This window comes from Streptomyces sp. NPDC127595 (assembly GCF_042671685.1).
Classification (GTDB): domain Bacteria; phylum Actinomycetota; class Actinomycetes; order Streptomycetales; family Streptomycetaceae; genus Streptomyces.
Window position 1 is genome coordinate 509,589 of record NZ_JBHXWK010000004.1, and the last position, 22,129, is coordinate 531,717.

Here is a 22,129-nt window from a genome sequence, read left to right on the forward strand (position 1 = left end):
GGTGGGGTCCCGCCGCAGGCAGTACGCGACTCGCCTCGCCCCCCCCTCTTGAATGGGGGACGGGACTCGCCCCCCGTCGCCGGGGATGAACCCCTGGGCGAGGGCGGGGGGCGGAGTGCGCACCCCATCCGGCTATTGGGGGTACGGGGCGAGGGGCCCGGGCGCGGCAGGCGCCCGGTGGGTCAAGTGGCCTGGTCGTCTAGCGGGTGGGGACCGGACGGTCGTAGACGTTCTTCGGGGTCGCGATTTCGGTGATGGCTCGGGCGAGTAGGGAGGATGGTTCCTGGCCCTCGGTGGTGATGTCTGTGTTGATCATGATTACCAAGGTGGCGTGTTGGGACGGCAGGTAGACGGTCACGGTCTCGTAGCCGGGGATGGAGCCGTTGTGGCCGATCCAGCCGCCGGATTTGAAGATGCCGAGTCCGTAGCTCAGGCCGGGAAAGCCGGTTGGGAGTGTCTTGAGTCGCTCCGCCTGGGTTTCGGGGCTGAGGAGCTCGCCGGTGGCTACGATCTTCGCCCAGCGGCGCAGGTCGTGCAGGTTCGAGATCATCGCGCCGGCCGCCCAGCCCCAACTGGGGTTCCAGTCCGTGGAGTCGGCGACCTCGCCGCTCAGCGTCTGGTTGGTGTAGCCGCGCGGGTGCGGTTCGGGGAACTCGGCGCCCGACGGGAGGAGCGTGTGGCGCAGGTGGGCCGGCCGGAGCACCTGCCTCTCGATGACGCGCGCGAGGCGGTGGCCGGTGACCTTCTCGATGACCAGGCCGAGGAGTACGAGGTTGCTGTTGGAGTACTGGAACGCCGTCCCCGGCTCGAAGGTGTTCGCGTGCTTGAAGCCGTACGCGAGCACCTCCTGCGGGGTGAACGAGCGGCTCGGGTCGCTCAGCAGGTCGTGCACGAAGTCGTCGTCGGCGCTGTACGGGAACAACCCGCTGCGCATCTCGGCCAGCTGCCTCAGCGTGATCCCGTCACCGCCGGGCACTCCGTCGACGTAGGCGGAGATCGGGTCGTCCAGGCCGATGCGACCCTCGTCGACGAGCTGGAGCAGCGCGGTGACCGTGAAGGTTTTGGTCTCGCTGCCGATCCGGAAGAACTTGTCGGTGGTCATCGGCTCGCCGGTGGCGGTGTCGGCGACGCCGGTCGCACGGACGTAGCTTCCCTTGCCCGGCATCCAGAGTCCGACGACGACGCCGGGGATATCGGCCTGCCGGCGGACCTTCTCGATGGCCGCGTCCAGTCTGGCGGTCAGTTTGTGATCGAGCTCCGGCGGGTGTTCGTCGCCCCTGTCATGTCGGGCGACTGCCGCCGACGCGCTGACGGCCGTAGCGGGAATCGCTGTCATCGGAGCCAGAACGGCCGCCACGAGCAGGGTGGCGGCGAAAACACGGCGGGAGGGGGTACGTCGCATGCGGGGGCGCCTCTTCCAGGTCAGGGGCTGAGGTCGCAACGTCACCATCCGGCCCCTGGGCGGAGGTCTCCCTCGGGCACGCGTTCGGCGAAGTCCACTCGTTCGGAGCCACGCGGGGTTCCGAGGCGTCCGCGGTCCGGACCGGGCGACCCCGGGCATGCAGATGGGGCCTGGGTCAGCAGGTCTCGCGGAGGTAGCCGTTCGTGCCCTTGGGCAGGACCAGCTGGTCGCGGCGGACGATGCTCAGAGTGGTGCTCCAGTCGGCGCACACCGTGGACAGACCCTTCGCCGCGTACTCGACCACGAGCACGTTGTTGTCGAAGGCCTCGGCGAACTCACCGCATTCGTTCCACTCGCCGCACTCCTCCACCACGGCGAAGTCCAGGCCTACGGACGCGCGGTCGGGGACGAGCTCGAGGGTGTTCTTCTGGGCCACGGCCAGGCCCTTCTCGTGGGCGTGCGCCGACAGCAGTTTCATGAACGCCTTGGCCTGGGTGGCCGTGAGGTAGTCCGGGAAGCGGGTGAAGGTGTCGTAGTTGTCGGGCTCGACGGCCTTGTAGCCCTTCTCCGCGCATTGGTCGATCCAGGTGTTCACCTTGGCGGCGATGCGCTTCCGCTTGGCGGCGGTACGTACGTCCAGGACCGCCTCGCCCCAGTCCTTGTCGTAGACGACCTTCCCGTCGGCGTCGCGCAGCAGCAGGTCGGGGTCCCAGTCATCCTCCGCGTCCTCCTGCGCCTGGAAGGCGTTGAAGTTGCAGATGTTGTAGACACCCGGCGCGGGCGCGTCCTCGTGGCTGCGGCTGACCACCTCCACTCCGGTCGGCGGGGTGTACGTGCCGCCGACCTGGTAGTCCCACCGCACATGCTTCGGCGGTGGCGTCACCGCACTCGCACCCGTGGCCTTGCCTGTTCCCGTTCCCGTTCCCGTGCCCGCAGCCGCGGAGGCGCTGCCCTGGTCCGACCCGGATCTCACCACCGCGACGGTCAGGCCGGCGACGACCACGGCCGCGGCGACGCTGACGATGATGCGCCGCCCCCGACGTCTGTGACCTGGGTGGGTGCTGTCCGTCTCCCCCGCCCCGCCGGCGGTGAGCAGGCCCGGCGGAACGGGGCGCTCAGGGGAAACCTGGCGGCTGGTTCCCGCCGAGCCGGCCGCTCCCGGCCCGCCCAGCACACCGGGCACGCCTGGCCTGGCCGACACGTCCGGCTCAACGGCACCCGGCAACGTCCGGAGCAGACGCTGCAGTTCGGCGAGGTCGGGCCGGGCGGCCGGGTCCTTGTCCAGGCAGCGTTCGGCGATACTCCGGAGCGGTTCGGCGACGGCGTCCAGGGCCGGTGCCTCGTACATCACCTGATAGCCCGTCAAGTACGGGCTGCTTCCGTCGAAGGGACGGCTGCCCGTGGCCGCGTACACCAGCAGCGACCCCAGCGAGAACACGTCCGAGGCGGCCGTGACATCGCGGGGCGAGGCGAACTGCTCCGGCGACATGAACGGCGGCGTGCCGATCAGCCGCCCGGTCACGGTGAGGGCCTGGTTGTCGACGGCGTGCGAGATGCCGAAGTCGATGACGCGGGGGCCGTCTTCGGCCATCAGGACGTTGCTCGGCTTCAGGTCACGGTGCACCACGCCCACCCGGTGGATGTCCCGCAGCGCCTCGACCAGGCCCAGCGCCAGCACGCGCAACCGGCCTCCGCGCAGCGGACCGTCCGTGTTCACGGTGTCCGCCAGCGTGCGGCCCGGCACGTACAGCGTCGCCATCCACGGCTGTTCGGCATCCGGATCGGCGTCCACCACGGGGGCCGTGAACGCCCCGCTCACCCGGCGGACCGCCGCGACCTCCTGCCGGAAGCGCGTCCGGAACTCCTCGTTCTGGGCGTACTGCGCGTGCACGACCTTGACCGCGACCCGCCGCCCCGAGTCCGAGCGGCCCAGATAGACGACGCCCATTCCGCCGCTGCCGAGCCGTTCGACCAGGGCATAGCCGCCTATGGACTCCAGATCGCCGGGGCTCGGGGACATCGCGGGTCACCTTTCCCATGTGCCGTGCCTCGAAAAGCTGTTCAGTGAGGATCAGACTAGTGCCGAGATCTCTCAGCTTGTCGTCCAACCACAATGCCGGTGACCCGGGGCCGAGTTGGCAGCTGAGCGGATGGGCGCGAGGACCGCGCCAGGCAGTGTGCCCCTGTCCGTCTCCATCGAAGACGACCTCGCCTCAATCGAAGACGACCTCGCCTCAATCGAAGACGACCTCGCCTCAGCGGGGCCGGACCGACCGACCGGGTTCCACCACGGAATGACGTGGACAAGATCTATGATTACCGAATAAATCGGACATCCCGGTCCGGTCGATCGGGTGGCCGACAGGCGGACTCCGTCCGGCCCCACCCGACAGGCCGGATCCAACAGCCGCGAGGCCCGGCTTCTCTGACGGCGCGTCGGAATCTGTGACGCTTTCCCGGCCTCTTCAGCCGGTCCCGCTCCCGCGCTTTCTCCGGAGGAGCACCGTCGCATTTCGGGTGACATTGCCTCGGGTGACATTGCGCACAATAAGGGTGGATACGTCTAGGCAAGCGGTTGTTTGTCGCTGACAGTTGGGCTGGACATTTCCTATCCAACCGGCAAAGAAAGCTTCCGCTCGTATGCGAAATTCTTCCGACGTCCCCGTGCAGCCCCACCCCGTCACGGTCGCCGAAGTGATTCCCGGTGATCTCCTCGCCCTGTCGGAAGAGGACGTGGCGGCGGACAAGTGGTACGTGGTGATGCACACCCTGCCCGAGAGCCCGCGGACCATTCGGCTGGCCCTGCGGCCGCCTCTCGGGGGAAGTGATCACGAGCGGGTGTTCCGGCGGGATCACCAAGTGACGGTGGGGTGCCGGCGGATGGATGTCGCCGGGATTCCTGAGATCAGTTCCACCGATCTGGAGACGGTGGAATTCAGGGACGGGGATCAGGTCACCTCGCTGCGCGCCGTCGACCCCGGGGCTGTCGAGGAGTCGTACAGCCGCCGGTGGGGGCAGTGGTACCGGCACCTGGAGAGCCGGGACGAGGAGCCGGTGTCGGACTCAGGGCTGCGGGAACGGGTCGCGCGGGAAGTCGCGGAGGGGCATGTCGTACGGCATCTTCCGCGGCCGCGGGCGAGCGCGGGCCCCGGTTCCGCGCGGCCACGGCGGGTCGTCGTGACCGGGCTCGGGGCCATGACGCCGCTCGGGGTGGGCGTGGACGAACTCTGGCAGGGGCTGGTCGAAGGGCGTTGCGGGATAACGGAGTTGGAGGGTGCGGAGTTCGACGGGCTACCCGTGCGGACCGCGGGGAGTGTTCCCGTGGATCCCGCGGGGCTGCTGCCCCGGCCGCAGGCCCGGCGGATGAACCGGGCCGCGCAGTTCGCCGTGATCGCCGCGCGGGAGGCCTGGCAGGACGGCGGTCTGGATGTGGCCGGGACGGTCGAGAGCGGGCTCGAACCCGAGCGCGTCGGGGTCAGCGTCGGCGCCATCCTCGGGGATGCCTCCGTGCTCGTCGGCGGTGACCGGCAGCTGCGGGACAAGGGGCCGCGCGCCGTGTCACCCCTCACCACGCCGATGACCGTGCCCTCGCAGGCCGCCTCGCAGGTGTCGCTCGCGCTGCGGATCACCGGCGAGGCCCGCACCGTGAGCAGCGCCTGCGCGTCCGGCACCGAGGCCATCGGGCAGGCCATCGACCGCATCCGGTACGGGCATGTCGACATCGCCCTGGCCGGCGGCGCGGAAGCCGTGGTCACCCCGGCGATCATGGCCTCGTTCGCCGCGATGCGCGCACTGTCCACCCACGCCCTCGGGTCCACCAGCCCTTCGCGGCCGTTCGCGAAGGACCGCGACGGCTTCGTCAACGGCGAGGGGGCCGGCTTCCTGCTGCTGGAGGCCGAGGAACACGCGCGGGCCCGTGGCGCCCGGATCTACTGCGAGGCCGCCGGATGGGGACTGTCCGCCGACGCTCACCACATGGCCGCGCCCGATCCGTCCGGCAAGGGTGTCGCCCTCGCGATGCGGCGGGCCGTACGGGACGCCGGCGCGCATGTCGTGGACGTCGTGCACGTCAACGCCCATGCCACCGCGACCTCCGACGGTGACCTCGCCGAGGCGGGTGCGCTGCGGGCCGTGCTCGGCGGGAGCGTCCCCGTCACCGCGCTCAAGGGGCACCTCGGTCATCTGCAGGGCGCCGCGGGCGGGGTGGAGGCCGTCGCCGCCGTGCTCACTCTCCACCACGGCCTCATTCCGCCGACCATCGGCTGTGAGGAACAGGACGACGCCATCGAACTGGACGTGGTGACCAAAAGTCCGCGGCCACTGCCCGCGCTCGGCGACCTCGCCCTCAGCAATTCATTCGGATTCGGCGGCCACAACGCGGTGTTGGCGCTTCGACGGGTTGGGTGATTCGGTCGGGCGTATTTCCCCCGGGGTGGGAGGCCTGCTCTCAGGCGGGCGCGTGCTTTGAAGGGGCGTGTGCTTGAGGGGGCGTGTGCTCTGAGGAGGCTCGTGCTCTGAGGAGACTCGTGCGCTGAGGAGGCTCGTGCCCTGAGGAGACTCGTGCCCTGAGGGGGCTCGTGCGCTGAGGACGCTCGTGCTTCAGGCGGATGCGCGCTTTCGGGGGGACGCCTTCTTTGCCGCGGGGGGATTTTTCGCCGTGGTCTTCTTCGCCGCCGTGGTCTTCTTACCGGCGGCGGTCTGGGCAGTCGACTTGGTGGCCGACTGCTTCGATGTCGCCTTCGTCGGCGACTTCGAAGCGGCCTTCGTTGTCGTCTTCTTCGCCGTGGTCTTCTTCGCTGCCGACTTTTTCGCCGTCGACTTCTTTCCGCCGACTTCCTTGGGGGCCGTACGGGCTGCCCCGAGCCGGGTGACCTCGGCGGCTTCGCCGGTCTCGGCGGACTCCCCGGCCTCGGTGCTTTCCTCGCTCTCGCCCCGGGATTCCTTGGCCGCGCGCACGCTCTTCTCCAGGGCGGCCATCAGGTCGAGCACCTTGCCGCCGGTCTTCTCGCCGGTGGGGGTGGCGGGGGCCTCCACGCCGGAGGCCTTGGCCGCGATGAGTTCGTCCACAGCCTCGCGGTAGTCGTCGTGCAGGTCGGCGAGGTCGACCTCGCCGAGGGTGTCCATCAGGGCGTCCGCCAGGTCCAGTTCCTTGTCCCGGACGGTGACGGCGGTGTCCGGGGCCACGTCCTGCGGGGCGCGGATCTCGTCCGGCCAGAGCAGGCCGTGCATGGCGATGACGTCGTCGACGACACGGAGCATGCCCAGGCGCTCCCGGCCGCGGAGGGCGAACTTCGCGATGGCGACCTTCTGGCTGCGTTTCAGGGCTTCGCGCAGGAGGGTGTACGGCTTGGCGGCGGGGACGCCGTTCGCGGACAGGTAGTACGCCGTGTCCATCTGGAGCGGGTCGATCCGGTCGGCCGGCACGAAGGCCACGATCTCGATCGTCTTGGCGGTCGGGATGGGCAGCTGGGCCAGATCCTCGTCCGTGATCGGGATCAGTGTGCCGTCCGCGTCCTCGTACGCCTTGCCGATCTCCCCGGACGTGACCTCGCGGTCCTCCGCCTCGCAGAACTTGCGGTAGCGGATCCGGCCGCCGTCGTCGAGGTGGATCTGGCGGAAGGAGACCGAGTGGCTCTCCGTGGCGTTCACCAGCTTGATCGGGATGCTGACCAGGCCGAAGGAGATAGCGCCGTTCCATATGGATCGCACGTGCAGCACCTTCCACTCGGTTGCATACGTTTTCAGACATATCTTTAGCTTTTGGTGAGATTGTCATCGTATGACGCCTATCACCGTGGTGGAGGGGCGAAGGCTCGCACTCAGCAATCTGGAGAAGGTCCTCTATCCGGCGACCGGCTTCACCAAGGGCGAGGTGCTGCACTACTACGCGACGACCGCCGACGTACTGCTGCCTCACCTCCGGGACCGGCCGGTGTCCTTCCTGCGCTATCCGGACGGGCCCGACGGCCAGGTGTTCTTCGCCAAGAACGTGCCGCCCGGTACGCCCGAGTGGGTCACCACCGCCGAGGTGCCGCGGTCGGAGGGGCCGGCGCGGATGGTGCTGATCCAGGACCTGGCGAGTCTGATGTGGGCGGCGAACCTCGTCACCGAGTTCCACACACCCCAATGGCTCATCGGGGCGCCGGGCGAGGCGGACCGGCTTGTCTTCGACCTCGACCCGGGGGCGCCGGCGACCGTCGTCGAGTGCTGCGAGGTCGCGCTGTGGCTGCGGGAGCGGCTCGCCGCGGACGGGATCGAGGCGTACGCCAAGACGTCCGGGTCGAAAGGGTTGCATCTGTTGGCGGGGCTGGAGCCGACGCCCTCCGGGCGGGTGACGGAGTACGCCAAGGGGCTGGCCGTGGAGGCGGAGAGGGTGCTGCCGGGGCTTGTTGTGCACCGGATGACGCGGACGTTGCGGGCGGGGAAGGTGTTTGTGGACTGGAGTCAGAACGCTGCGCGGAAGACCACGGCGGCTCCGTACACGCTGCGGGCGCGGGCGGAGCCGACGGTGTCGGCGCCGGTTACGTGGGGGGAGGTCTCGGCGTGCCGATCCGCTTCCCAACTGGCGTTTCTGGCGGCGGATGTCGCTGCGCGGGTGGAGGAGTACGGGGATCTGTTGGGGCCGCTGCTTGATCTCGGTCAGGCCAGTGCGCTGCCGGCGGTGTGAGTGGAGTGCGTTTTTTCGCCCCCTCCGCCCCTACCCGTCCCGTACCTGGGGGCTGCGCCCCCAGACCCCCCTTCGGCCTGGACGGCCTCGTCCTCAAACGCCGGACGGGCTATCAGGGAATGTTCATACCCTTGTCCACGTATGCCGGTCCCTCGCCATCGCGTGCAGCGCCTCCACGTCTGCCGGTTTCAGGACTCCGCCGTGGCGGGACAAGGTCGCGAGGTCTGTGTCCTGGAGGATTCGGAGGTTGCGGAGTGGGGCGGTGATGTTCAGGGTGGCCGGGCCTGCCAGGGCGAGGACGGGGTGGACCTCGGCTGTGAGGGCGTACGAGGCTCGGTCGGCGTCGGCGCGGACGCGGCGGAGCAGGGGGTGCGGCTCGCGGCGGCCGACGGTGACCATCGGGTCGGCCACCAGGACGCGCTGTTTACGGGCGTACAGGGCCCGTACGGAGAAGAGGCCGCCGGGGCCGATGACCAGGTGGTGGAGGCGGTCGCCGCCCGGGAGCGGGAGGGAGTGCAGGGTGTGCCAGCCCGCGCCCTCCAGGTGGTCGAGGGCCTCCCCCACGGCCTGCTCGGCGGCGAGCGCGCGGCGCCGCGGGTCGGGGCGGAGGCGGCGGGCCGGGCCCGGGTCGCGGTCGAGGGCGATCACCAGCGCCTCGCCGGGGCGGTTCGGGGCCAGGTCGTCGTCCGGGTGGAGGGTGAGGCGGGCCAGCTCCGCGGGGGTCGGGACCGGTGGCGGCCCCACCGTCACCGGGCCGGTCAGGAACGGGCCGAGCGCGTCGAGCACGTCCTCTCTGCGGTCCTCGCTGAGCAGGTTGACCCTGGCCGACTCCCTGTCGTACCAGGCGACGTTCCTCCCGTCGGTCAGACAGACGTACAGCCGCTCCTGGCCGTGCCGCCAGGTCGGTATGACGCGCAGTCCGTTCATGCACCATCACCCCATGACCATGGGAACAGGCGGGGTGCTCCAGGGGCAAGAACCCGGTTACCTTTGTGAGCAGTTGGGGGAGTTGGTGGGAGGCGCCGTTGCGGACCCGCAGAAGACCATCGGATGTGCCGGCCCCGGACAGCCCGTGGAACGAGATCGTGCCCGGCCTGTGGATGGGCGGGCACGCGTTCGCTGGGCGGTCCGGGGACCCGGAGTTCGCCGTCGTACACGATGAGTTCGACCTGGTCCTGACCCTGCTGCGGCTTCCCGGGCACGGGCCGGACCCGGGCGTCGAGCACCATGTGTGGCCGGTCCCGGACGGGCCCCTCGACGGTACGCAGCTCGCGGGCGTCATACGTCTCGCGCAGGCCGCCGACGACGCGCTGGAGGACGGGCGCCGGGTCCTGGTCCGCTGTTTTCACGGCTACAACCGCTCCGGGCTGGTGGTCGGGCACGCACTCATGCGCGCCGGACACACCGCGGACGAGGCGATACGGCTGATACGGAGCCGGCGCTCGCCGTGGGCGCTGCACAACGAACTGTTCGTGGAGTACCTGCGGGCCGGGCTCAGCACGGCCCGGCTTCTTGAGGAGCTCGCGGAGCCCTGAGAAGCCCGACGGGGCCCGGCGTCCCAGTGCCGGTGGGCAAGAGGACTGAGCAAAGGGATGAACAAACAGGACTTCCCTGCCAATAAAAGGACTTCCCTACGAATAAGGTGTGCGGGGCGAGCCTCTCGCCTCCCCTCCCCTTCGCAGGAGCGCAGTGACCCACGACCGCCGCGCAGTCACGGCCCGCCGCGTACCCAGGGCTTTCGCCCTGCTCGCCGCGGTCCCGCTGCTCGCGCTGGCAGGCTGCGGGGACCAGGGTGAGCTGCGCGGAGCGGGCGCGACACCCACCGCCGTGGGCCCGTCCCGGCTGTGGCCCACGCTGACGCCCGCCACAACGCCCGCGCTCGACTACGGCGAGGCGGACACCGAGGTCGTCAAGGGCATCGAGGCCGCGCACGACGACATCCGCGAGGTGGACCCGGTCGCGGTGCTCAAGGCTCAGGTCGCCGCCCATGCTGACGAGTACACCGGCAAGACGGCGCTGTACCCGGAGACCGCCGAGCGGCTCGGGGACTGCACAGGCCCGTCCGGCGCGCGGGGCAAGGGCTGCCCGGTACTCCAGGCGTACTACCGCGATCTCACCGGCGACGGGAAGGACGACCTGGTCCTTGCCTTCACGCTGCCCGAGGACCAGTTGACCGTGCGGGTCTACACCTTCGAGAGGCACCAGCTGGTCCAGGTCATGAACACCACGGACTCCGTGATCGGCGTCGAGTTCGCGGGCCGCGACCTGATCGTCCGGGCGGCGTCCACCCTGCCCGGCTACGAGTACCGCACGGTCTGGTCCTGGGACACCCACCAGCACGCGATGCTGGCGACGCGCGACGAGATCCTGCGGGTCGGCGACCCCACCCCCACCTCCGCCCCGTCCCCCACCTCGACGCCGAGCGCCTCCCCGAGTGCCTCATGAGACGCCCCCTTCAGCAGCTGCTCCAGCGCCTTCCCCAGTGGACCGCCACCCTGACCTGGAAGGCCGCCGCCTTCATCACGGTGATGTGCTGCGGTCTCGCCGCCCTCCTCGGCATCCTCGTGCACGTCTCGGTGTCCGACCAGACCGTGGGTGAGGCGCGCGACCGCGCGCTCGACCGGCTCACCGAGGCGACGACGGCGTACGAGGCGGGGGACCGGCTGCCGCCGAGCGCGGGCGTCGATCTCCCCGGGCTGCCCGAGCAGTTGCGCGAGCTGGCGGCGGACGGGCGGCGCGGCACGATGGTCAGCGACGACCAGGACCGGCGCCCCACGATGTGGGCGGCCGGGCCGGCCGACGGCGGGCGGGCGCTCGCCGTCCAGTTCGACTACTCGCAGGGCGCCCACGCCATCGAGGCGCTGGACCGCGCGATCGTCTGGTCCTCGGCGCTGGCGATCGGCGCGACGCTGCTGGTGGGAGCGTTCGCGATGACCCGGGTGACACGGCGGCTGCACGCGACGGCGCAGGTGGCGCGGCGGATCAGCGCGGGTGACCTGGACGCGCGCGTCAACGATCCTCGTACGGTCGTGGATCCTCGTACGGTCGTGGATCCCCGTGCGGTCATGGATCCCCGTGCGGTCGCGGATGCTCGTGCGGTCGTGGATGCTCGTACGGTCGTGGACCCTCGCGGTGTCCTGGAACTGGACCCTCGTGGTGTCGACGGCCCTCGCGCCGTCGACACCGGCCGCCGTACGGACACCCCGCGCGCTCGGCCCCCCGCCCGCCGCCAGGACGAGGTGGCCGCCGTCGCCGCGGCCCTCGACTCCATGGCGGCGTCGTTGCAGGGCAAGCTGTTGAGCGAGCAGCGGTTCACCGCGGATGTGGCGCACGAGCTGCGGACCCCGCTGACCGGGCTGCACGCGGCGGCCGAACTGCTGCCGCCGGGGCGCCCGACCGAGCTGGTCCGCGACCGGGTCGCCGCGCTGCGCACCCTCACCGAGGATCTGCTGGAGATCTCCCGCCTCGACGCGCGCAGCGAGCGCCTCGACCTGGACTGGGAGCCGCTGGTTCCGCTGGCCGAGCGGGTGGTGCGCGCGTCGGGTGCCCCTACCGAGGTACGGGTCGTACGGGATACGCGCGTGGAGACCGACCGGCGCCGGCTCGAGCGGGTGCTCGGGAACCTGGTGGCCAATGCGCACAAGCACGGTCGGGGGCCCGTGGTGCTGACGGTCGACGGCCCGGTCGTCACCGTGCGGGACCACGGTGACGGCTATCCGGAGTACCTCGTGGAGCACGGGCCGCAGCGGTTCCGTACGGAAGGCGGTGCGAGGGGGCATGGACTCGGGCTGACGATCGCGCTCGGCCAGGCGGAGGTGCTGGGTGCGCGGCTGGCGTTCGCCAACGCTCCCGACGGCGGCGCGGTGGCGACCCTGACGCTTCCTCAGACCCCCCAGGCCCATCATGCTCCTCAGACCCATCAGACCCATCAGACCCATCAGGCTCCTCAAGCCCCTCAGTCCCGTCGGCCCCCACGGCCTCCTCACCCTGATGGCCTCTAAGGCGCCCCGAGAGCCGAGAGGCTCCGCGCTCCCCCGAAGCCCCGATGGCGCATCGTGAACTGCGCGCATCCCGACCCCCTCCTAATGTGGCGATTAGTCAGTTTCGCCCCCCTCCTGGAGGAGTCCCCATGTCCCCCAAGCCACTGCGGTCGACGTACACCCGCCTCGCCATAACTCTCGCCGCCGGCAGCCTCATCGCGCTCGCCGGCGCCACCCCCGCCCTCGCCGACGAAGACTGGGACCCCGGGAGCGGCGACAGCCGCGAGTGGGACAACGGGGACTCCGGACGGGATGACGACGACGGCCGGGACTGGGAGGACGGCGGCAGGGACGACGACGGCCGCGACTGGGAGAACGGCCGGGACGACGGCCGCGACAACAACCCCCGCCGCTACAAGGGCCGCATCTCCGCGCGCGGCGGGCTGGCCCTGCGTACCGCGCCGAACCGTGGCAGCCGGGTGCTGCGCGTCGCGAGGTACGGCGAGGTCGTGCACATCTTCTGCAAGACCTCCGGCCAGTCCGTCGACGGCAACCGCCTCTGGTACCAGCTCACCGACGGCACCTGGGCGTGGGGCGCCGCGCGCTACATCGACAACATCGGGCCGGCTCCTCGCTGGTGCTGAGCCCGCACCAGGTGCTCAAGGTACTCAAGGCGTGTACGACGCGTGAGGCGCGCAACGTACACCGGAACAGCCCGTTTATCACTATATGACGGGACATCAGGATCGCCGCTTGCTACGTTCCGGACATGATCCAGCCCGGAATGTCCGGAACGACCGTGGCGGCGGACCCGCCCGCCCCCGCTGTACGCCTGCCCAGGCGCCGTGGCATCGAGTTCACCCTCATCGTCCTCGCCGTCCTGCTCAGCGTGTACGGCTACTGCGCAGTCGGTCTCGCGAAGAACGGCACCGTCCCGCCCGGCGCCGCCGGTTACGGCGCCGGGCTCGGCGTGCTCGCGCTCCTCGCGCATTTCGCGGTGCGCTTCCGGGCGCCGTACGCCGATCCGCTGCTGCTCCCCATCGCCGTACTCCTCAACGGCCTGGGCCTGGTGCTGATCTACCGGCTCGACCTGGAGACCCCGCGCGACCAGGCGGCCCCCGCCCAGCTCATCTGGTCGACGCTCGGCGTCGCGCTCTTCACCGCGGTCGTGCTCTTCCTGCGCGACCACCGAGTCCTGCAGCGCTACACGTACGTCTCCGTCGTCACCGCGCTCGTCCTGCTGACCCTGCCGATCTTCTTCCCCGCCGTGAACGGCGCCCGCATCTGGATCCGGATCGCCGGATTCTCCATCCAGCCGGGCGAGTTCGCGAAGGTACTGCTCGCGCTCTTCTTCGCCGGCTACCTCGCCGCCAACCGCAACGCGCTCGCGTACACCGGCCGCCAGATCTGGCGGTTCAAGCGGCTCCAGCTCCCCACCGGGCGCGTCCTCGGACCGATCGTCGCGATCTGGCTGCTGAGTGTGGGCGTCCTGGTGCTGGAGCGGGACCTGGGTACGTCACTGCTGTTCTTCGGCCTGTTCGTGATCCTGCTGTACGTCGCCACCGGCCGCACCGGCTGGATCGCGGTGGGCCTGCTGCTCGCCTGCGTGGGCGCGGTGGCCGTCGGCTGGCTCGAACCGCACGTCCACAGCCGGGTGGAGGACTGGCTGAACCCCTTCGCCTCGATCGAGGCGGGCGAGGGCCCCAACCAGCTCGCCCAGTCCCTCTTCGCGTTCGCCGCCGGCGGGATGCTCGGCACGGGCCTCGGGCTCGGCCACTCCATCCTCATCGGCTTCGCCGCCAAGTCGGACTTCATCCTGGCGACGGCGGGCGAGGAACTGGGCCTGATCGGCCTGTCCGCGATCTTTCTGCTGTACGCCCTTCTCGTCGAGCGCGGCTACCGGGCCGGCCTCTCCCTGCGCGACCCCTTCGGACGGCTCCTCGCGATCGGGCTCGCCTCGATCGTGGCGCTCCAGGTCTTCGTCATCGCGGGCGGGGTGACCGGGCTGATCCCCCTCACCGGCATGGCGATGCCGTTCCTCGCCCAGGGCGGCTCCTCCGTCGTCACCAACTGGATCATCGTGGCGCTGCTGATCCGGATCAGTGACTCGGCGCGAGGGCAGTACGACGGGACGGGGGCGCCGTGAGCCATCGGGAGGTCGTTGCGTTGTGACGCGCTACATCCGTAGAGCTGCCGCCCTGTGCGCGGTGCTGCTTGTCGCTCTGCTCGTCAACGCCACCCGCGTCCAGGTCTTCCAGGCCCGGTCGTACGACGACAATCCCGCCAACCGCCGCCATCCGATCGCCCGTTACGGGCAGCCGCGCGGTGACGTGCTGGTCGGCGGCAGGCCCGTCACCGGCTCCAAGGACAGCGGCGAGCAGCTCCGCTATGAACGGACGTACAAGAACGGGCCGTTGTACGCGCCCGTCACCGGCTTCGCCTCGCAGGTGTACGGGACCGCGTTCCTGGAGGGCGCCGAGGACGGCATCCTGTCCGGCAGTGACCCGATGCTCGCCCCGTTCCCCCTTTGGAACGACTTCACGCGCTCCCAGAACCCCGGCGGCAAGGTCCTCACCACCCTCGACCCGGCCGCACAGCAGGCGGCGTACGAAGGGCTCGGCTCGCGGCGGGGCGCGGTGGCCGCGATCGAGCCGTCCACCGGGAAGATCCTCGCGCTGGTGTCGACGCCGTCCTACGACCCCGAGGTGCTGTCCGGGACGGGCCCGGCGGTGGAGGAGGCCTGGGCGCGGCTCAACGGGGACGAGAGCAAGCCGATGCTCAACCGGGCGATCCGGCAGACGTATCCGCCGGGGTCGACCTTCAAGGTCGTCACGGCCGCGGCGGCGCTGGACGCGGGTGTGGTGACAGATGTCGACATGCCGACCGACTCACCGAACCCGTACACCCTGCCGGGTACGACTACGACGCTCACGAACGAGATCGAGGGCTGCGAGAACGCTTCGCTGCGGTATGCCTTCGAGTGGTCCTGCAACACCGTCTTCGCGAAACTGGGCGTGGATGTGGGGCTGGAGAACATGACGCGCACGGCGGCGAACTTCGGCTTCAACGACCGGAAGTTGAGGATTCCGTTCGCTGTCGCGCCGTCCAACTTCGATATGCGGTTGGACCGTGCCCAGCTTGCGCTGTCCTCCATCGGGCAGTTCGACACCCGGGCCACGCCTCTTCAGATGGCGATGATCTCGGCGGCCGTCGCGGGTGGCGGCGCCGTCAAGTCGCCCTATCTGGTGGCGAAGACGACCACTCGCGGTGGCGCCACGGTGTCCACCAACGGGCCCAGGACTCTGCATCAGGCGATGAATCCCTCCACCGCGCTGCGGTTGCGTGAGCTGATGACGGATGTGGTGACGGAGGGCACCGGCACGAACGCCGCCATCCCCGGCGCCGCCGTGGGCGGCAAGACCGGCACCGCCCAGCACGGCATCGGCAACGCCGGTACGCCGTATGCCTGGTTCATCTCCTGGGCCGAGGCCGACGACTCCATGGGGGCGTCGGTGGCCGTCGCGGTCGTCGTCGAGGATGCGGCGGCGGAGCGGGGGAACATCAGCGGGGGTGGGGATGCGGCACCTATCGCCAAAGCGGTGATGGAGGCGGTGCTTGGGCTGTGATGGAGGTGGGCTTGGGCGTCATGGAGGCGGTGCTTGGGCTGTCGTGGAGGCGGTGCTTGGGATGTCGTGGAGGCGGTGCTTCGGCTGTCGTGGAGGAGGTGCTTCGGCTGTCGTGGAGGCGGTGCTTGGGATGTCGTGGAGGCGGTGCTTCGGCTGGGAGCGGTTGGGGGTGGCGTTCGGATCGTGAGAATGGGGGTGCGGTGTTCTTTTGGGCCGACCTATCGTTCGGTTCATGACTGACATCGCGTACGAACTCGCCCAGGTCAACATCGCCCGGCTCAAAGCCCCTTTGGATTCCCCGCAGTTGAAGGACTTCGTCGAAGCACTCGACCCCGTGAACGCCGACGCCGACGCGGCGGACGGGTTCGTCTGGCGGTTACAGAGCGACTCCGGCAACGCGACGGACGTGGCCGTCTTCGGCGACGAGTGGCTGATCCTGAACATGTCCACGTGGCGGGACTCGAACGCCCTGACGGCCTTCATGTACCAGGGGCAGCACCGCGAGATGCTGGCCCGGCGGCGTGACTGGTTCGAGCGGGTGGAGGAGGCGATGTCGGTCATGTGGTGGGTTCCGGCCGGCCACCGTCCCACGGCGGCGGAGGCCGAGGAGCGGATACTTCACCTGCGTGAGCACGGGCCGACCGCATACGCGTTCACCTTGCGGAAATCGTTTCCCGCCGAGGGCGCCTAGGTGGTGCTTGCGGGAACGGGTTGCCGGGCGGGGGCTTCGACGGGCCTGGTGCTCTAGCGGTCCCTACAGGGCTGTATTGCCGATTTCTCGGTGGCATAGGGGTGAATCGGGGGCAAACGTGCGAGGCGGCCAGGTCTGCGCACCCGGTGGGGCGCAAAGACTGCGGCGTCCGCCCATCGGGGTGGCAGGCCAGACCACCGTTCAACGCGAGGCAGGACCCATGAAGTTGACCTACCGTTTCGCAGCCGTGTGTGTACTCACGCTCGGATCCCTCGGACTCGGCGGCGAGGCAGGGGCCGCGCCGCACGACGTCGGTCCCGTGTCGACCTTCTGCAACAACCCCGTCAACCTGAGCCTCGTCGCCACGCCCGGCGGGAGTGGGCTCCTCGGAGAGGTCCTCGGGAGTCTGGGACTCGGTGGGGCGGGCGGCGAGACCGGCGCCGGCGGCACCGGGACCAGCACTCCTTCCGAGGACGGCACCGCCACGGGTGGCGAGGGCGGCTCGGCCACGACCTCCAGCGACCAGGAAGCGAACAACAACCGTTGCGGCAAGAGCGTGGACATCGACCAGTCGCGCAGTGTCGACAGCGGCACCGACGGTGGTGGTGAGCAGGTCGTCGACGGCAGTCGGCGCGCTTGATGATCTGAATTACCCGGCCGGCTCGTGGTGCTTCCTTCCACGGGCCGGCCTTGCCGTGTCCGCTCCGGGGCCTCAGAGCACCGGTTCATCCGGGTAGACGTGTCGTCAACAAGTCGCGTGAGAGGTATTGACGGGCTTGCTGACACGCAGTCTCATAAGTTGTGCCCGCCGGTAACTCATGGCGATCCGGTACGACTTGGATGGGGACAGCAATGGCCGAAGGCGGAATCGGTGGTCTGCGCGACGCGCTCGGGCTGCTCAAGGACCGGGAGCAGGTGGCCGAGCGGCTGCTCGACTCCTCCGCCAAGCACTCCTTCGACCCGGACAAGGAGCTCGACTGGGACGCGCCGTTCGAGGACGGCAAGTGGTTCTGGCCGCCGGAGCTGGTTTCGCTGTACGACACCCCGCTGTGGCGGCGGATGGGCGAGGAGCAGCGGATGGCTCTGTCGCAGCATGAGGCCGCGGCGCTGGCGGCGCTGGGGATCTGGTTCGAGATCATTCTGATGCAGCTGCTGGTGCGGCACATCTACGACAAGGCCGCGACCAGTGCACATGTGCGGTACGCGCTGACCGAGATCGAGGACGAGTGCCGGCATTCAAAGATGTTCGCTCGGCTGATCACCCGGGGCGGGACGCCGTACTACCCGGTGAGTCGTCTGCACTCGAATCTTGGACGCCTGTTCAAGACCGTTTCCACTACTCCGGGCTCCTTCACCGCGACGCTGCTCGGTGAGGAGATCCTTGACTGGATGCAGCGGTTGACGTTCCCGGACGAGCGGGTGCAGACGCTCGTACGAGGGGTGACGCGTATCCACGTCGTGGAGGAGGCGCGGCATGTGCGGTATGCCCGGGAGGAACTGCGGCGGCAGATGGTGACGGCGCCTCGGTGGTCGCAGGAGTTCACCCGGGTGACCTCGGGTGAATTCGCCCGCGTCTTCTCCGTCGCGTTCGTCAATCCCTCGGTCTATACGAATGTCGGGCTCGACAGGCGTGAGGCGGTGGCTCAGGTTCGGGCGAGTGGGCATCGGCGGGACGTGATGCAGACCGGGGCGAAGCGGTTGACCGAGTTCCTGGATGACATCGGGGTGCTGCGGGGGGCGGGGCGGCGGTTGTGGAAGGCGTCGGGGCTGCTGGCCTGAGTCCGAGTCCAGTCCGGTCCGGTCCGGGCGGTGGTGCCTGCCGCCGGGGGGTGGGTCGGGGGCGCGCCGGTACATCCGCCCGCATCCGGACGGATCGACTGTCGGGATGCAAGGTGCCGTTGGGATGGGATCCGTCCGGATGCGGGCATTTGATGTACCGACACGGCCCCTTCCGTGCTTCGGCGGCTGCGGGTGCGTGGGGGACGGCGCCCCCATCGTCGGCGCTCCGTCCCGCCGCCGCGCCGCCTTTGGCTTCGGCTTCGGCTTTCGGTAGTGGGTGGGGGCAGTGTGGGCTCGTTCTTGGGTGGGGCGGTTACGCTGCCCGGCATGACCTCCGCGGCTCCCACCCCCGCTTACCGTCGGCTCAGTGTCGAGGAGCGGCGTAGTCAGTTGCTTGAGGCGGCGTTGTCGCTCTTTGCTCAGCGGGCGCCCGAGGAGGTGTCGCTCGATGATGTGGCGGAGGCGGCGGGGGTGTCGCGGCCGCTCGTGTACCGGTACTTTCCGGGCGGGAAGCAGCAGTTGTACGAGGCTGCGCTGAGGTCTGCGGCGGAGGAGCTGGAGCACTGTTTCGCGGAGCCTCCGGAGGGGGCGCTGACGGAGCGGCTGTCGCGGGCGCTCGACCGGTATCTGGCGTTCGTCGATCAGCATGACGCCGGGTTCAGTGCCCTGTTGCAGGGCGGCAGTGTCGTGGAGACGTCTCGGACCACGGCCATCGTGGACGGGGTTCGGCGGGCCGCCGCCCAGCACATTCTTGATCATCTGGCTGTGCGGGACCCGGGGCTGAGGCTGCGGATGACCGTACGGATGTGGATCACCGCCGTGGAGGCCGCTTCCCTCATCTGGCTCGACGAGGGGAAGGAACCGCCGCTGGACGAGTTGCGGGACTGGCTGGTCGAGCAGTTCGTGGTCGCGGTTGTGGCCACTGCCGGGCGGGATCCGCAGACCGCTGCCGTGGTGAAGAGCGCGCTCGCCGGGGAGACGGGGGGCGGGGTCGTGGGTTCGTTGGCGCGGCGGGTGCTCCCCGTGATCGGCGATGCCGCGCGGCTGTTGTGACGATTGTTTTTGTGACACTGGTGCGGTGAAGAGCGAAGACACTCCCTTTGTCGGTGGGCCGCTGGACGGGCGGGTGCTGCCTGTGCTGCTCGGGGTCACCGGGCATCCGCCCAAGGTTTATCGGGTTCCGGTTCCGGATGCGGGTGGCGGGCCGCCCAACGTGCTCGTGTACCGGCGCGTACCGGCGAGGACGAATGGGCGGCTCGGGCTGCTGCATCAGGGGTGGCGGTATGAGTACGACCCTGAAGGGAACGTGCGGCGCGGGGGCAGGTGGCCGTGGTCCAAGTCCGGCGGCACGCCGGGTGTCAACGCTGACGAGTGACCTTCTTCGGCCGAACCGACCACCCGGCGCGCGCCCGGGATGCGCGCGCTCGATCCTTCCGGTGAGAGGTGGACGGACCACCCCCGCACCGGAGGTGATGACGTGTCAGGAAGGCTTCTGCGTCTGGTCTGTACGGCGGCCGTTACGGGCGTGACCGCCGGCGCGCTGGTGGCGTTCTCGCCGGCTGCTTCCGCTGTTCCCGCTCCCCCGGAGCCTGGCTCGCGGTCTGTCGCCTCGTTGCTGACGGATCTTCAGCGGCTTTATCGGGACGCCGAACGCGCCACCGAGACGTACAACGCGACCGAGGAGAAACTGAAGAAGCAGCGGGCCGAGGTCGTCCGGCTGGACGGGAACCTGGCCAAGGCCCGCCTCTCGCTGCACGACAGCCGCGACGCCGCGGGACGGCTCGCGCGGCAGCAGTACCAGGGCAGGACCGAGATCTCCTCGTACGTACAACTCCTGCTCGCCCGTGATCCGCAGCACGCGCTCGACCAGGGTCATGTGATCCGGCAGCTCTCTCTTGAGCGGGCCGAGACCGTGGAGCGGGTGGTGGGGAACGAGAAGCGCTTCGACGGTCTTGCGCGCGAGGCTCGCAAGGCTCTGGACGGTCAGCTCACCCTTGCCGAGCGGCAGAAGAAGGCCCGGGATGATGTGCGCGGTCGGCTGGAGGATGTCGAGGAGCTGCTTGCTTCGCTGACCGTCGATCAGCTTGCGGAGCTGGCCGAGTTCGAGAAGTCGGGGGAGGCCGCGGCGCAGAAGAAGTTCATGGCCTCTGGTGCGCTCAGCAGCGGTGTGCGGCGGCCCTCACGGGAGGGTGAGGAGGCCCTGCGGTACGCCGTCGGGCAGATCGGGAAGCCGTATGAATGGGGTGCGGAGGGGCCTACGTCCTACGACTGCTCGGGGCTGACCTCGCAGGCCTGGGAGAATGCCGGGCGGCCCATCCCCCGGACCAGCCAGGAGCAGTGGGCCAAGCTGCCGCACATTCCGCTGAGCGACCTGCGGCCGGGCGACCTGGTGATCTACTTCCCTGAGGCCACCCACGTCGCCCTCTACCTGGGCGACGGGGTGGTGGTGCAGGCTCCGCGGCCCGGGACGAAGATCAAGGTCTCGCCCATTGCCGCCAACCCGGTGCTGGGTGCCGTACGCCCCGATCCGGGAACCAACTCCCAGGAGCAGTACACGCCGCCCAGGCTTCCGGAGGGTGCCATGGAGGGGTCGGACACCGGGTACAGCGCCTCATAGGACCTCATGGCACCTCATAAGGGGCGCGGGGAACTGCGCGCCCAGCCACAGGCCGCCCGCACCCGGGGGGAAATCGCTCAGGCCCCTGCGACCGAGGCGAGGTACGCCTCCGTCTTCTCCGGCTCGTAGAAGAAGTTCTCGAAGTCGGCCGGGTCGTTGAACCCGTTCGCGAAGCGGTCGGCCACCGGCGGGAGTTGGCCTGCGGCTCCGATGAGGTTCAGGACGTGCTCCGGCGGGGCGCCCAGCATGGCGTTCGTCCACTTCGTCACGTGCTGGGCCGTGTCCCAGTAGCGGTCGAACGTCGCCCGCATCCAGGTCTCGTCGAACTCCTTCTCCCCGTGCTCGACGATCGAGGCGAGGTACGCCGCGGCGCACTTGGAGGCGGAGTTGGAACCCTGGCCGGTGATCGGGTCGTTGGCGACGACGACGTCCGCGACGCCCAGGACCAGACCGCCGCCGGGGAGGCGGCCGATCGGGTTGCGGACGGTGGGGGCGTAGCGGCCGGACAACGTGGCCTGGGCGTCGGTCAGTTCGGTCTTGGTGGCCCGCGCGTACTCCCACGGCGTGAACCGCTCCATGAGTTCCAGGGTCAGGGAGAGGTGTTCGTCCGGGTCCTTGACGCCGCGGAAGACGTCCAGCGGGCCGCCGGGTATGCCCTCCCAGAAGAGGATGTCGGCGTGGCCGGAGGTGGTGAGGGTCGGCATGATGAAGAGTTCACCGACACCGGGGACCAGGTTGCAGCGGACCGCCTCGTACTCCGGGTGCTCCGGGCGCGGGCCCAGACCGTGGACGTACGACACCGCGAGCGCGCGCTGCGGCTCCTGGTACGGGGAACGGGAGGCGTCCCGGCCGAACATGGACACCAGCTCGCCCTTGCCCGCGGACACCATCACCAGGTCGTACGTACGGGCGAAGTAGTCGAGGTCGGAGACCGCCGCGCCATGGATGACGAGCTGGCCGCCGCGCTGGGCGAACGTCTCCATCCAGCCGGCCATCTTCACGCGCTGGTCCACCGACTGCGCGTACCCGTCGAGCTGGCCCACCCAGTCGATCGCACGCTGCGAGGGGCCCGGGTCGAAGGAGCCGGGGGCCGCCACCGAGACGCCGAGTCCTTCGATCTTCGGGGCCTGGGACTCCCAGAAGTTCAGCTGGAGATCGCGCTCGTGCTGGAGTGCCGTGTCGAACATGCACTGCGTCGACATGACGCGGCCGGTGCGGATCTCGTCCGCCGTCCGGTTCGACATCAGGGTGACCTCGTACCCGTGCGACTGGAGGCCGAGGGCGAGCTGGAGTCCGGACTGGCCGGCTCCGACGACGAGTATCTTCCGCATACGGGTGGTGTCTCCTACGGCTTGGGCGTCCCTGAG

The 22,129-nt window shown here is 69.8% G+C and carries 19 protein-coding genes; 14 read left to right on the forward strand and 5 right to left on the reverse strand.

Annotated elements, in window-relative coordinates:
- Positions 1-199: 199 nt before the first annotated feature.
- Entirely contained in the window at positions 200-1,402 is a 1,203-nt protein-coding gene (locus ACFVKT_RS16440) for a serine hydrolase domain-containing protein (protein ID WP_385731887.1), read from the reverse strand.
- 175 nt (positions 1,403-1,577) lie between these two features.
- Positions 1,578-3,422 (reverse strand): endo alpha-1,4 polygalactosaminidase, encoded by a 1,845-nt coding sequence (locus ACFVKT_RS16445; RefSeq protein ID WP_385731890.1) that lies wholly within the window; start codon positions 3,420-3,422, stop codon positions 1,578-1,580.
- 620 nt (positions 3,423-4,042) lie between these two features.
- On the opposite strand from ACFVKT_RS16445, the gene ACFVKT_RS16450 reads away from it, so the two are divergent.
- Positions 4,043-5,809 (forward strand): beta-ketoacyl-[acyl-carrier-protein] synthase family protein, encoded by a 1,767-nt coding sequence (locus tag ACFVKT_RS16450; protein WP_385731892.1) that lies wholly within the window; start codon positions 4,043-4,045, stop codon positions 5,807-5,809.
- A 192-nt stretch (positions 5,810-6,001) separates the two neighbouring features.
- Here the strand turns inward: ACFVKT_RS16450 and ACFVKT_RS16455 are convergent, their stop codons facing one another.
- Complete coding sequence (locus ACFVKT_RS16455) at positions 6,002-7,120, reverse strand: Ku protein (RefSeq protein WP_385731894.1); 1,119 nt, start codon at positions 7,118-7,120, stop codon at positions 6,002-6,004.
- Positions 7,121-7,181: 61 nt separating this feature from the next.
- On the opposite strand from ACFVKT_RS16455, the gene ligD reads away from it, so the two are divergent.
- Positions 7,182-8,069, forward strand: a complete 888-nt coding sequence (gene ligD / locus ACFVKT_RS16460) for a non-homologous end-joining DNA ligase (RefSeq protein ID WP_385731896.1) — start codon at positions 7,182-7,184, stop codon at positions 8,067-8,069.
- Between the two features lie 123 nt (positions 8,070-8,192).
- Here ligD and ACFVKT_RS16465 read toward each other — a convergent pair whose 3' ends face one another.
- Positions 8,193-8,996, reverse strand: a complete 804-nt coding sequence (locus ACFVKT_RS16465; protein WP_385731898.1) for a nuclease-related domain-containing protein — start codon at positions 8,994-8,996, stop codon at positions 8,193-8,195.
- 98 nt (positions 8,997-9,094) lie between these two features.
- Here ACFVKT_RS16465 and ACFVKT_RS16470 point away from each other — a divergent pair, with 98 nt between their 5' ends.
- The 12 genes from ACFVKT_RS16470 (at position 9,095) to ACFVKT_RS16525 (ending at position 20,762) form a co-directional block, all read left to right on the forward strand.
- The gene (locus ACFVKT_RS16470; protein ID WP_385732137.1) at positions 9,095-9,604 is read left to right on the forward strand and encodes a dual specificity protein phosphatase family protein; all 510 of its coding nucleotides are present in this window, start codon (positions 9,095-9,097) and stop codon (positions 9,602-9,604) included.
- A 154-nt stretch (positions 9,605-9,758) separates the two neighbouring features.
- Positions 9,759-10,514: a hypothetical protein gene (locus tag ACFVKT_RS16475; protein ID WP_385731900.1), complete on the forward strand. Its 756-nt coding sequence runs from the start codon at positions 9,759-9,761 to the stop codon at positions 10,512-10,514.
- Entirely contained in the window at positions 10,511-12,070 is a 1,560-nt protein-coding gene (locus tag ACFVKT_RS16480) for an ATP-binding protein (RefSeq protein ID WP_385731903.1), read from the forward strand. The genes ACFVKT_RS16475 and ACFVKT_RS16480 overlap by 4 nt, the downstream gene beginning before the upstream one ends.
- A gap of 128 nt (positions 12,071-12,198) precedes the next feature.
- Entirely contained in the window at positions 12,199-12,693 is a 495-nt protein-coding gene (locus ACFVKT_RS16485) for an SH3 domain-containing protein (protein WP_385731905.1), read from the forward strand.
- Positions 12,694-12,818: 125 nt separating this feature from the next.
- Entirely contained in the window at positions 12,819-14,195 is a 1,377-nt protein-coding gene (locus tag ACFVKT_RS16490) for an FtsW/RodA/SpoVE family cell cycle protein (protein WP_385731907.1), read from the forward strand.
- 22 nt (positions 14,196-14,217) lie between these two features.
- Positions 14,218-15,675: a penicillin-binding transpeptidase domain-containing protein gene (locus ACFVKT_RS16495; RefSeq protein ID WP_385731909.1), complete on the forward strand. Its 1,458-nt coding sequence runs from the start codon at positions 14,218-14,220 to the stop codon at positions 15,673-15,675.
- A gap of 232 nt (positions 15,676-15,907) precedes the next feature.
- Positions 15,908-16,366: a DUF3291 domain-containing protein gene (locus ACFVKT_RS16500; RefSeq protein ID WP_385731911.1), complete on the forward strand. Its 459-nt coding sequence runs from the start codon at positions 15,908-15,910 to the stop codon at positions 16,364-16,366.
- A gap of 220 nt (positions 16,367-16,586) precedes the next feature.
- Positions 16,587-17,006: a hypothetical protein gene (locus tag ACFVKT_RS16505; protein ID WP_385731913.1), complete on the forward strand. Its 420-nt coding sequence runs from the start codon at positions 16,587-16,589 to the stop codon at positions 17,004-17,006.
- A 212-nt stretch (positions 17,007-17,218) separates the two neighbouring features.
- A complete protein-coding gene (locus ACFVKT_RS16510; RefSeq protein ID WP_385731915.1) occupies positions 17,219-18,145 on the forward strand; it encodes a diiron oxygenase in 927 nt (308 codons plus the stop codon).
- A 327-nt stretch (positions 18,146-18,472) separates the two neighbouring features.
- Positions 18,473-19,198: a TetR/AcrR family transcriptional regulator gene (locus ACFVKT_RS16515; protein WP_385731917.1), complete on the forward strand. Its 726-nt coding sequence runs from the start codon at positions 18,473-18,475 to the stop codon at positions 19,196-19,198.
- Complete coding sequence (locus ACFVKT_RS16520) at positions 19,179-19,520, forward strand: hypothetical protein (protein WP_385731919.1); 342 nt, start codon at positions 19,179-19,181, stop codon at positions 19,518-19,520. Before ACFVKT_RS16515 ends, ACFVKT_RS16520 begins: the two co-directional genes overlap by 20 nt.
- Before the next feature lie 102 nt (positions 19,521-19,622).
- Positions 19,623-20,762 (forward strand): NlpC/P60 family protein, encoded by a 1,140-nt coding sequence (locus ACFVKT_RS16525; RefSeq protein WP_385731921.1) that lies wholly within the window; start codon positions 19,623-19,625, stop codon positions 20,760-20,762.
- A 77-nt stretch (positions 20,763-20,839) separates the two neighbouring features.
- Here the strand turns inward: ACFVKT_RS16525 and ACFVKT_RS16530 are convergent, their stop codons facing one another.
- Positions 20,840-22,093 (reverse strand): styrene monooxygenase/indole monooxygenase family protein, encoded by a 1,254-nt coding sequence (locus ACFVKT_RS16530; protein ID WP_385731923.1) that lies wholly within the window; start codon positions 22,091-22,093, stop codon positions 20,840-20,842.
- Between the last annotated feature and the right edge of the window lie 36 nt (positions 22,094-22,129).

Excerpts from the sequence above, each read along its gene's own strand:
- ACFVKT_RS16440 (WP_385731887.1), bottom strand. The coding sequence starts at position 1,402 with ATGCGACGTACCCCCTCCCGCCGTGTTTTCGCCGCCACCCTGCTCGTG.
- ACFVKT_RS16445 (WP_385731890.1), bottom strand. The coding sequence starts at position 3,422 with ATGTCCCCGAGCCCCGGCGATCTGGAGTCCATAGGCGGCTATGCCCTG.
- ACFVKT_RS16450 (WP_385731892.1), top strand. The coding sequence starts at position 4,043 with ATGCGAAATTCTTCCGACGTCCCCGTGCAGCCCCACCCCGTCACGGTC.
- ligD (WP_385731896.1), top strand. The coding sequence starts at position 7,182 with ATGACGCCTATCACCGTGGTGGAGGGGCGAAGGCTCGCACTCAGCAAT.
- ACFVKT_RS16465 (WP_385731898.1), bottom strand. The coding sequence starts at position 8,996 with ATGAACGGACTGCGCGTCATACCGACCTGGCGGCACGGCCAGGAGCGG.
- ACFVKT_RS16480 (WP_385731903.1), top strand. The coding sequence starts at position 10,511 with ATGAGACGCCCCCTTCAGCAGCTGCTCCAGCGCCTTCCCCAGTGGACC.
- ACFVKT_RS16485 (WP_385731905.1), top strand. The coding sequence starts at position 12,199 with ATGTCCCCCAAGCCACTGCGGTCGACGTACACCCGCCTCGCCATAACT.
- ACFVKT_RS16490 (WP_385731907.1), top strand. The coding sequence starts at position 12,819 with ATGATCCAGCCCGGAATGTCCGGAACGACCGTGGCGGCGGACCCGCCC.
- ACFVKT_RS16500 (WP_385731911.1), top strand. The coding sequence starts at position 15,908 with ATGACTGACATCGCGTACGAACTCGCCCAGGTCAACATCGCCCGGCTC.
- ACFVKT_RS16505 (WP_385731913.1), top strand. The coding sequence starts at position 16,587 with ATGAAGTTGACCTACCGTTTCGCAGCCGTGTGTGTACTCACGCTCGGA.
- ACFVKT_RS16510 (WP_385731915.1), top strand. The coding sequence starts at position 17,219 with ATGGCCGAAGGCGGAATCGGTGGTCTGCGCGACGCGCTCGGGCTGCTC.
- ACFVKT_RS16515 (WP_385731917.1), top strand. The coding sequence starts at position 18,473 with ATGACCTCCGCGGCTCCCACCCCCGCTTACCGTCGGCTCAGTGTCGAG.
- ACFVKT_RS16520 (WP_385731919.1), top strand. The coding sequence starts at position 19,179 with ATGCCGCGCGGCTGTTGTGACGATTGTTTTTGTGACACTGGTGCGGTG.
- ACFVKT_RS16530 (WP_385731923.1), bottom strand. The coding sequence starts at position 22,093 with ATGCGGAAGATACTCGTCGTCGGAGCCGGCCAGTCCGGACTCCAGCTC.